Source organism: Streptomyces sp. NPDC053513 (genome assembly GCF_044544765.1).
Taxonomy (GTDB): Bacteria; Actinomycetota; Actinomycetes; order Streptomycetales; family Streptomycetaceae; genus Streptomyces; species Streptomyces litmocidini.
The window spans coordinates 1-8,132 of the sequence record NZ_JBITXP010000036.1 but is presented as its reverse complement, the minus strand read 5'-3'; the positions used below and the strand labels follow the sequence as shown (position 1 = coordinate 8,132).

The window sequence follows — 8,132 nt, the reverse complement described above, 5'->3', positions numbered from 1 at the left end:
GGGGTGGGGGGGGGGGGGGGGGGTGGGTTGGGGGGGGGCGGGGGGGGGGGGGGGGGGGGGGGGGCGGGGGGGGGGCGGCGCCCGCCCCCCCCCCCCCCCCCGCGGCGGTGGTCGGCGACTGGTGGAGCCTGCTCCTGATCCGGGAGACCGCCCGAGGGCACCACAGGTTCGACGCGCTCCAGGAGGAGCTGGGCATCTCCCGGAAGGTGCTCACCGAGCGTTTGGCGCACCTGGTGGAGACGGGGGTGCTGGAGAAGGTCCCGTATCAGGACAGGCCGGTGCGGCACGAGTACCGGCTGACGGAGAGCGGCTGGGGGCTGCTGCCGGTCCTGCTGTCGATGCAGGACTGGGCGGACCGCTGGGTCCTCGGCGACGGCTCGCTCAGCGGCACCGCCGACGAGGCGAGTGCGGAGGCGCGGCGCGTCGCGGGCCTGGCGGGCGAGCGGCTGCCGGCCCTGGAGCTGCCGGGGCATCGGGACGGCGCGCCGGTGGACCCGGTGGCCGGCGGCGTGGCCACAGTCCTGTTCTGCTATCCGGCGACCGGGAATCCCGGCCCCCTGCCGGAGGGCTGGTCGGGCATCCCCGGCGCCATCGGCTGCACACTGGAGAACCGGCTCTTCCGGGACGCGTACGAGGACTTCCGCGCTGAGGGCGCGGAGGTGCGCGGCGTCAGCACCCAACGCCCGGATGAACAGCGGGTGTTCGCGGTGGAAGAGGGACTGCCTTTCATTCTCCTCTCGGACGTCGACCTGCGCCTCGCCGCCGCCCTGCGACTGCCCACCTTCCGCGCCGGACAGATGCTGCGGCTGAAGCGGGCCGTGCTGGTGCTGGACCGTGACCGCGTCGTACGGCACGCGCGCTTCCCGGTCACTGACATCCCGGCGGCGGTGCGCGAGGCGCTGACGGAGGTGCGGCGCCTGGCGGCGGAGGGCTGACAGCACCGCACGGACCTCTTCCGCGCAGCCGGAGAGCCCGATCCCGGGGAAGGCCCACCTGGACGCGGCCGCGATGACGGGCGGGCGGGACCCGGCGGAACGGACGGAGGGACGGTGCTGCCGCGCCCACCGGCGTATCGACGGTCAACGCCTCATGCCACGGCGCGGAATGACCGGCCTACGCGCCGCCCCAAGTGTCACCGGAGTCCCCACCGCCGCCGTACGGCCATGGCGCATCCGTCCCGAAGCGAACCCACAGCCAGTAGCCTCCCGCGCCGAGCGCCAGCAGCCCGACCGGGATGAAGACCGCGAGCAGTACCGCGACCACCACGTCCATCTCCCGGACCCCGTCCCCAACCTGTAGGCCGGTGGCCTCGTACTCCCGGGCACGCCTGCTTCCCTCGGCCCCTCGGCGGCGCGCGGCCACCGCTCCCGCGCCTCAGGGCCGAGCCTAGGACCTCTTCTGTCGGTGACGGAAGGAGTGCCCGCCGAGGAAGCGTCACAGACGGCCGCACGGGACGACATCCCCACTGTTCGACCAGCGGCACGCCCCTACTGGTCTTTTCGTCAGTTCTGTGGAGTCGGTGGGTGGAAGGTGAGTCCGGTCGGCCTCGAAGCCATGCGGCCGGGCACCCTGCTCCAGCGCAGTCCGCGCCCGTTCGACCTGGGCATCGTCCCGCTCGGGCGGACGCCCGGTAGCCGGGCGCCGGCGCAAGGCATCGGTGCTGCCCCCTCCCACACCCGCTTCCACCGCCCCACACTCTCGTCACTGACCCCCAGCATCCGTGCGATCTCTGGAGAGGAACAACAGACGAAGGCTTGAAAGACACCGCATCAGGATCCCGCCACTGGCTCCGCCGACCCCATAGAACCAACGGAAAGATCAGTAAGCCCTGCCCAGCGGATCGGGATCGGACAGGCCGCGGACCTCTGGGAGACTGACGCCATGGCACATGATCGAGCGGCCGCGGCGAAGATGTCCGAGCTCTTCGACCCGGCCCCCGCCCGATGGGGGCTGCGCGGCGACCCCCACGTCTGGCAGGCGCTGCGCGACGCCCTGTCCGGTACGGACGTCCCGCCGTCGGCCGAGGCGGTCGCCGGCCTCCTGCGGGCGACGTTCGAGGAGCTCGTGGAGGTCGACCTCCACGGCGAGCCGGCGCCGCACGTGTACCGGGAGCGGTACGCGCACGGCGGGATGTCCGGCGGCATGGTCCATCTCGACACGTGGCGGCAGACGCTGCTGCCGCTGCTGGTGGAGCGCGCCGGCAGGCCGCGGGACCCGCGCACCCCGCCGGCCCGCTGACGGTTCCACAAAAAGGAGGCCCGCCCCGCCTACACCCCACGCGCCGGAAGCCGTACGTCCACCCGGTACAGCCGGGTGATCTGCTGCGGGAACTCGTTGTCGTCGCTGGTCAGCAGCAGCCGGACGCGGCCCGCGGTGTCATGGCCGATGACGGTCATGCCCTCGATGTTGTCGACGAGGGGGTGGTTCTGCGGCAGCTTCGACGGGGCGCCCAGCGTCGGGCAGGCGTCGAAGTCGCCGATCGCGGTCTTGCGCGCGGGCCGCAGCCCCGGCCCCGCCGTCAGCGTCCCGGTCCCCGAGGTGTCGCTCGCGCCCAGCGGGTCGGCCGCGTACAGCCGGGCGGTGATCTTGAACTCGCGGGTGAAGCCCCGTTCCAGCACGATCAGCCGCCCGTCCCGGGTCGCGGCGAGCTCGGCGATGCCGTGGCCCGCGTCGACGGGGTACGCGTACTGGCGGCCCAGGACGAACTCCCCGGATCCGTCCCGGCGCCGTTCCCAGGTCTGGATCCGCTGGAGGGTGCGCCCGCTCGCGTCCTTGCCGTCCCCGGCCAGCGGGCCCTCCAGCGCCGCGACCAGGGTGTGTCCGCCGGGCAGGAGGGTGAGGGACTCGAAGGTCTGGTTGGCCGCGGCCCGGCCCTCGGGGGCGATGCGGAACGCCGGCGGGACCGGCAGGGCCGCCAGGACCCTGCCCGTGCGGTCGTAGCGGCGGACGGCCGGGGCGGTCTCGTCGGTGACGAGGTACGTCCCGTCGCGGTCGACGACCACCGCCTCCGAGTCCAGGACCTTCCCGGCACCGTCGGTGAGCGGGAGCCGCGCGGTGGCGGTGGCGGCCGGGGTGTCCCCGTCGGCCACCTCCAGCCGGTACAGCACCGACTTGTCGGAGACCGCCACGACCGTCCCGTCCCGGTCGAGGGCGAGCCCGGAGATCCCGCCGACGAGCTTCCCGTCGAGCTGGGCCTTGTCCAGCGCGTCGGAGTAGCCGGCGACGGACATGTACGGGGAGCAGGCCCGGCCCCCGGGGGCGGGCGCGGCATCGGCCGTCGGAGCGAGCAGCGCGCAGAGGGCGACGGTGGCCGTCGCGGTGGGGACGAAGGTGCGCAGGCGGCGGGGCATGGAGGCCTTTCCTGGTGGTTCGACCGGTCCGAAGGAGCGACTGGGGGCTTACAGGCCGTCATATGCCGAATCGAAAGAAAGAGGAAGAGGAGGCGGCAGCCCGGCAACGAACCCGCCAACTCCCGTTCACAAACGCCTTCCGGAGTCCTTCCCTGAGGACTCCTGGCGAAATGATCTCCAATCGAGCATGACCGGGGGATCCAAGACGGGACGAAGCCCTGTTGACCGGGGCAGGACGGGCAGCAAGCATCACCTGATCATCGGTGCCGCCGGCATTCCGCTCGCCGCCACCTTGACCGGTGGCAACCGCGACGACACCACTCAGCTGATGCCGCTGCTTCAGGCGGTGCCACCGGTGAGGGGCAAGCGAGGCCGGCCCCGGCGCCGCCCGGACGTGGTGCTGGGAGATCCGCGACGACATCCACGAAGCCTTCCTCGCCCTTGGACGCGCACTGATCTGCCGGCGCCGCCCGAACTCCCGAGACCCGATAGAAGTCCAAGACAGGCACGGCCGGCGCTGACGGCCCGGTGGCCGACCTCAGGCCGGCTTGCGCCACACGGAGATGTGCTTCGCGGAGTCCTGGGTGAAGGGGGACCCGTCCCAGTCCGCAACGCGACGTTCCAGGTCGAGTCCGGCGATCCGCGCCATCAGGTCGAGCTCCGCCGGCCAGGCGTAGCGGTGCCGGGAGTTTTCGCGGCGGTAGTGGCCGTCGTCGCCGTCGCGGGTGAAGTGGTGCGAGACGAGCATCTGCTCGACCAGGTCGAAGGTGTCGAAACCGAGATGCTGCTGGGAGACGTCGAACGGCACCGCGACCTGGCCGGGCGGCAGGAACCGCAGCGGCGGCACACCCAGCTCGATGACGAACCGCCCGCCGGGCTCCAGATGCCGTGCGGCGTTGCGGAAGCACTCGACCTGCTCGTCCTGCGTGAGCAGGTTCGAGATGGTGTTGTAGACGAGGTAGACCAGGGTGAACCCGCCGGGAACGGCGGTGGTGGCCATGTCCCCGATGACCACCGGGAGGGCGCCCTCGTCGACCTTGCGCCGCAGCACCGCCGCCATGTGCTCGGACAGTTCGATGCCCACCACCGGCACGCCGCGTTCCCGGAGCGGGACTCCCACCCGTCCGGTTCCGATGGCGAACTCCAGCGCCCGGCCGTCTCCGGCGAGGTCGGCGAGGAAGTCGAGGGTCGGTCCGAGAACGGCAGCCGAGGACGCTTCGGCCTCCTCGGCGTCGTAGCGTTCGGCGGTCGCGCGGGTCCACAGTTCACTGCTCGTCACGGGTGGCCACTGTGCCGGGTGTCGAGGGGCGCTGTCGACGCATTTAAGTTCTCCTCGTCTCGGCGTGCACCGCCCGCAACCCGTTGTCGCCTTGCCACGGCTTCGGCCGAACCGCCCCACACCCCAGCTCGTCAGTCCCGGAGTGGTCCAACCGCCTTGGACCACATTGCGTCAGGAGTTCTGAGCAGCCCCGTCGCGGCTGATGGCCTTCGGTAGTCGGTCGCGCGGCTGCGCGTGAACGCGCGGTCGGCTCCGCCCTGTCGGACGGTTGTCGGTGATATGTCGGAGGCCAGTGGCAGCGTGGCCGCCGGGTTGCTCCGCCGGGAGCCGCCGTCGCACCTCACGGGAGTTCCCGCCATGTCTCAGATCTCTTCCGCTGCTGACCGCGTGTACCTGGTCACCGGCGGCAACGCGGGTATCGGGTATTTCACCGCCGAGCAGCTGGCCGGTACCGGCGCCACAGTGGTGTTGGGCAGCCGGAGCGCCGCGCGGGCCGAGGCCGCCTTGGACGCGATCCGCGCGCGGGTGCCCGGTGCACGGGTGCGCTCGGTGGGCCTGGACCTCGCCGATCTCGGCTCGCTGCGGGGAACCGTGGATTCCCTGGAGGTGGAGCGCCTCGACGCGGTGGTCCACAACGCCGGCGTCCTCCTCGAAGGGCCGGAGCGGAGGGAGACGCGGGACGGCAACGAGGTGCATTTCGGAACGAACCACCTCGGGCACTTCGCGCTCACCCACTGGCTGCTGCCGCTGCTGGAGGCCGCGCCGAGCGCCCGCGTCGTGACCGTCGGCAGCTTCGCCGCCAAGTCCGAGCGGCTCGACCTGGACGATCTGCAGTCCCGGGCCGGCTATCGGGCCAAGCGCACCTACGGCCGGTCGAAGCTGGCCCAGATGTACTTCGGCCTGGAACTCGACCGCCGACTGCGGGCCGCGGGCAGCACGGTGTCGAGCGTGGTGGTCCATCCTGGCGGTGCGCTGGACTCGCTCACCCCGTCGCGGCCCCCGGTCCATGTACGGAAGGCCGGGGCGGCGCTGCGCGGGGCGGCCGCCGCACTTGTCCTCCAGGGCAAGCACGCGGGTGCCCGGCCCGCGGTCCGGGCGGTGCTCGACGCCCAGATCGCCGGGGGCGAGCTGTGGGGCCCGCGCGTCTTCGGACTGCGGGGTCGGCCGCATCGCGAGCGGCTGTGGGCCCAGCTGGAGGACGCCGAAACGGCACGTCGGCTGTGGGAGGCGAGCACGGAGCTGACCGGCGTCGCGCTTGCCACCGCCATCTGAAGCACTCAGCTCGCCGACTCAAGCGCTCATTCGCCACCCGAAGCGCTCAGCGGACCTCTTCCGTCCTTCGCCGGACGGGCGGAACGGCCTGGTGGGCGGGGGTGTGACAGGGCGGGGCCCCTGGTCGTTCGCGTGGTGATCCCACTCATCACACCGGCGACCAAGGGGCCCTGCTGGTTCCGTAACCTTCCACGCTCGACGTCCCGTACGAGCTCGTCGAGCATGTCTCCTGGCTCATCCACGCCCAAAGGCGTGAACTGAACCGCCATGGAGACGGCTTGGTTGCTTCAAACAGGCACTGCTCGTCGACGAGACCCCGGACGTCCTCGCAGCGTGGGCGCCGGGCCTGCACGAGGCCCTGACCGGGCTGGGCGAAGGCGACTTCGTCATCGTCGACGGCACCCTGACCACCACCGACCGCATCGCAGCAGACGAGCCGTACCACTCCCAAAAGCACAAGCAGCACGGTGTGAACGTCCAGGTCATCGCCCGGCCGGACGACACACCGCTGTGGTTCTCCCGGGCCACACCGGGCCACACCGGGCCACACCGGGACGCACCCACGACCTGACCGTCGCGCGTGCCCACGGCATCGCCCAGGCCTGCCTCACCCGGCAGATCCTCGTCCCGCCTCTGCAGGTACGCGAAAACCTCGCCATGTGATCATGCGTACGAATTAATGGCGGGCGTGACGGGGTGGATCTCCCGCGCGGATGCGGGAGCGATATCGGGCACGCGTCAGTCGGACGGGGCCGGCTGTTCGGGCAGGACGATGATGCGGGTGCCGTTGGGCGCGGTACGGCCGAGGACGCGCAGTTCATCGAGGTCGCGGACGAAGATGAGCAGTCCCTTGAGCCGGCCCCAGTCGACGAGCTGGGGATGGGGACGCAGGACCGCGTACGGCCGATCGCCTACGTACAAGGGGGACCCCAGGGCCCAGCGGCGATCACGGTCGTGGTGGCGCAGATCGGTCTCGACGCCGAAGAGGAGCCGGGCCTCGGACAGGGCGGCCTCGCGAAGGCGTTGGCGCTCGTGGTGGGGGAGGTCGACCTCCCACACCGGCTCGGGGCGCGGGGCCGCGCTGCTGCCCTGCTCGGGTACGGCGGGCTGCTTCGCCGGGGGCTTGGGCGGTGCGGCTGCGAGGGCTGCCACCCTGGCCCGGCGCTCCGCTTCCCGACGGCGGCGCCGTATCTCTTCCCGTCGCTGCTGTTCTTCCAACTCGGCGACCGCGCGGTCGCGGGCCTGCCGGTAGGCCGCCGCGGCGTCGATGTACTGCGGCGCGGTCCACACGCCGGTCCAGGCGTGCTGGTCGGTGTGCAGCCAGCTCGGTAACCGGTGGGCGACGGCGCGGCCGGTGAGCGCCCAGGCGGTGAAGGATCGCAGGTCGGCTTCTGTCTCGTGCCACTCGCCGTGGCCGACGGCGCGGCACAGGGAGTACTCGTCGTCGCACTTGGTGACGGTGAAGCGGGCCAGTCCGCCGGCCACCGTCCAGTTCGGCTCGCGGTCGCCCGGTGGCCGGACGTGGACGGAGGGCACTTCGCCGGCCCAGAGCCGCAGCTTGGTGGCAACCCAGCACACCCGTACGCCGTCCTTGGCGAATCGGGCGGTGCGCTGGGTGATCTCGTCGACGGTGATCGGGGACAGCTGCGCCTCCCACGCCATGCGCGCGGTGCCGTCCGGGGAGGTGGCCATGACGTCGGCCCGCCAGTCGCCGTCCGGACCGCGGACCTCGAGCTCGGCGTGGTGGCCGGCGGCGCGTACGGCGGTGGCAAGCTCCAGCTTGAGCAGGTGGTGCTCCATGGACTCCCCGGCCAGCGCGCAGGTCGGGGAGCCGGGGTCGTGGGCGAAGAACCGCAGCCCGTACCGGGAGACCTTCGCGTGGACCGGGTGCGCGCATTCCGGACACGTCATCGCGACCCGGGGCCGGGCGCGGTGGACCGCTTCCCACACCCAACCGCAGCCGAGGTCCGCCTGGGTGGCATCCAGCCGTCCGCGTCCGTCGTGCTGTGCGGTGAAGCCCATGGTCACGCCTCCGTTTCTGGTGTCTCCGACCGTCGGCCGCAGCCAGGCGGCGCAGGTCCTCGTTGAGCCGGCGGTGCAGCAGGAACGAGTCGGCGTCGGCGACGTCGGCCAGTTGGGGGGGTGCCCCTATCTCCTTCGTCAAGCTCGGAGAGGATGGGCGTCATGGTGGATGTGGGTCAGGGGCTGGACTTGATGGGTCGCTCGGCGGT

Annotated in this window: 7 protein-coding genes and 2 pseudogenes; 5 read left to right on the top strand and 4 right to left on the bottom strand. The window is 72.1% G+C overall.

The window, feature by feature from the left end; all coding sequences use genetic code 11:
- Positions 1-107 precede the first annotated feature (107 nt).
- Positions 108-935 (top strand): winged helix-turn-helix transcriptional regulator, encoded by an 828-nt coding sequence (locus ACIGW4_RS35160; protein ID WP_399585566.1) that lies wholly within the window; start codon positions 108-110, stop codon positions 933-935.
- 178 nt (positions 936-1,113) lie between these two features.
- Here the strand turns inward: ACIGW4_RS35160 and ACIGW4_RS35155 are convergent, their stop codons facing one another.
- Positions 1,114-1,272 carry a hypothetical protein gene (locus tag ACIGW4_RS35155; RefSeq protein ID WP_399585563.1) on the bottom strand — a complete coding sequence of 53 codons (159 nt, stop codon included), beginning with the start codon at positions 1,270-1,272 and terminating at the stop codon, positions 1,114-1,116.
- Between the two features lie 609 nt (positions 1,273-1,881).
- On the opposite strand from ACIGW4_RS35155, the gene ACIGW4_RS35150 reads away from it, so the two are divergent.
- Positions 1,882-2,238 (top strand): hypothetical protein, encoded by a 357-nt coding sequence (locus ACIGW4_RS35150; protein WP_399585561.1) that lies wholly within the window; start codon positions 1,882-1,884, stop codon positions 2,236-2,238.
- Positions 2,239-2,267: 29 nt separating this feature from the next.
- Here the strand turns inward: ACIGW4_RS35150 and ACIGW4_RS35145 are convergent, their stop codons facing one another.
- Positions 2,268-3,350, bottom strand: coding sequence for an esterase-like activity of phytase family protein (locus ACIGW4_RS35145; protein WP_399585558.1), 1,083 nt, complete (start codon positions 3,348-3,350; stop codon positions 2,268-2,270).
- Between the two features lie 196 nt (positions 3,351-3,546).
- Between ACIGW4_RS35145 and ACIGW4_RS35140 the strand changes: the two are divergent.
- Positions 3,547-3,759 (top strand): annotated as a pseudogene (locus tag ACIGW4_RS35140) (transposase); the annotation flags it as partial.
- Positions 3,760-3,888: 129 nt separating this feature from the next.
- On the opposite strand, the gene ACIGW4_RS35135 reads toward ACIGW4_RS35140, so the two are convergent.
- Positions 3,889-4,629 (bottom strand): class I SAM-dependent DNA methyltransferase, encoded by a 741-nt coding sequence (locus tag ACIGW4_RS35135; RefSeq protein WP_399585555.1) that lies wholly within the window; start codon positions 4,627-4,629, stop codon positions 3,889-3,891.
- Positions 4,630-4,986: 357 nt separating this feature from the next.
- On the opposite strand from ACIGW4_RS35135, the gene ACIGW4_RS35130 reads away from it, so the two are divergent.
- A complete protein-coding gene (locus ACIGW4_RS35130; protein ID WP_399585552.1) occupies positions 4,987-5,901 on the top strand; it encodes an SDR family NAD(P)-dependent oxidoreductase in 915 nt (304 codons plus the stop codon).
- A gap of 132 nt (positions 5,902-6,033) precedes the next feature.
- Positions 6,034-6,528: pseudogene (locus tag ACIGW4_RS35125) on the top strand (transposase family protein); the annotation flags it as partial.
- A gap of 111 nt (positions 6,529-6,639) precedes the next feature.
- Here the strand turns inward: ACIGW4_RS35125 and ACIGW4_RS35120 are convergent.
- Positions 6,640-7,923: a competence protein CoiA gene (locus ACIGW4_RS35120; protein ID WP_399585549.1), complete on the bottom strand. Its 1,284-nt coding sequence runs from the start codon at positions 7,921-7,923 to the stop codon at positions 6,640-6,642.
- Positions 7,924-8,132: the final 209 nt, after the last annotated feature.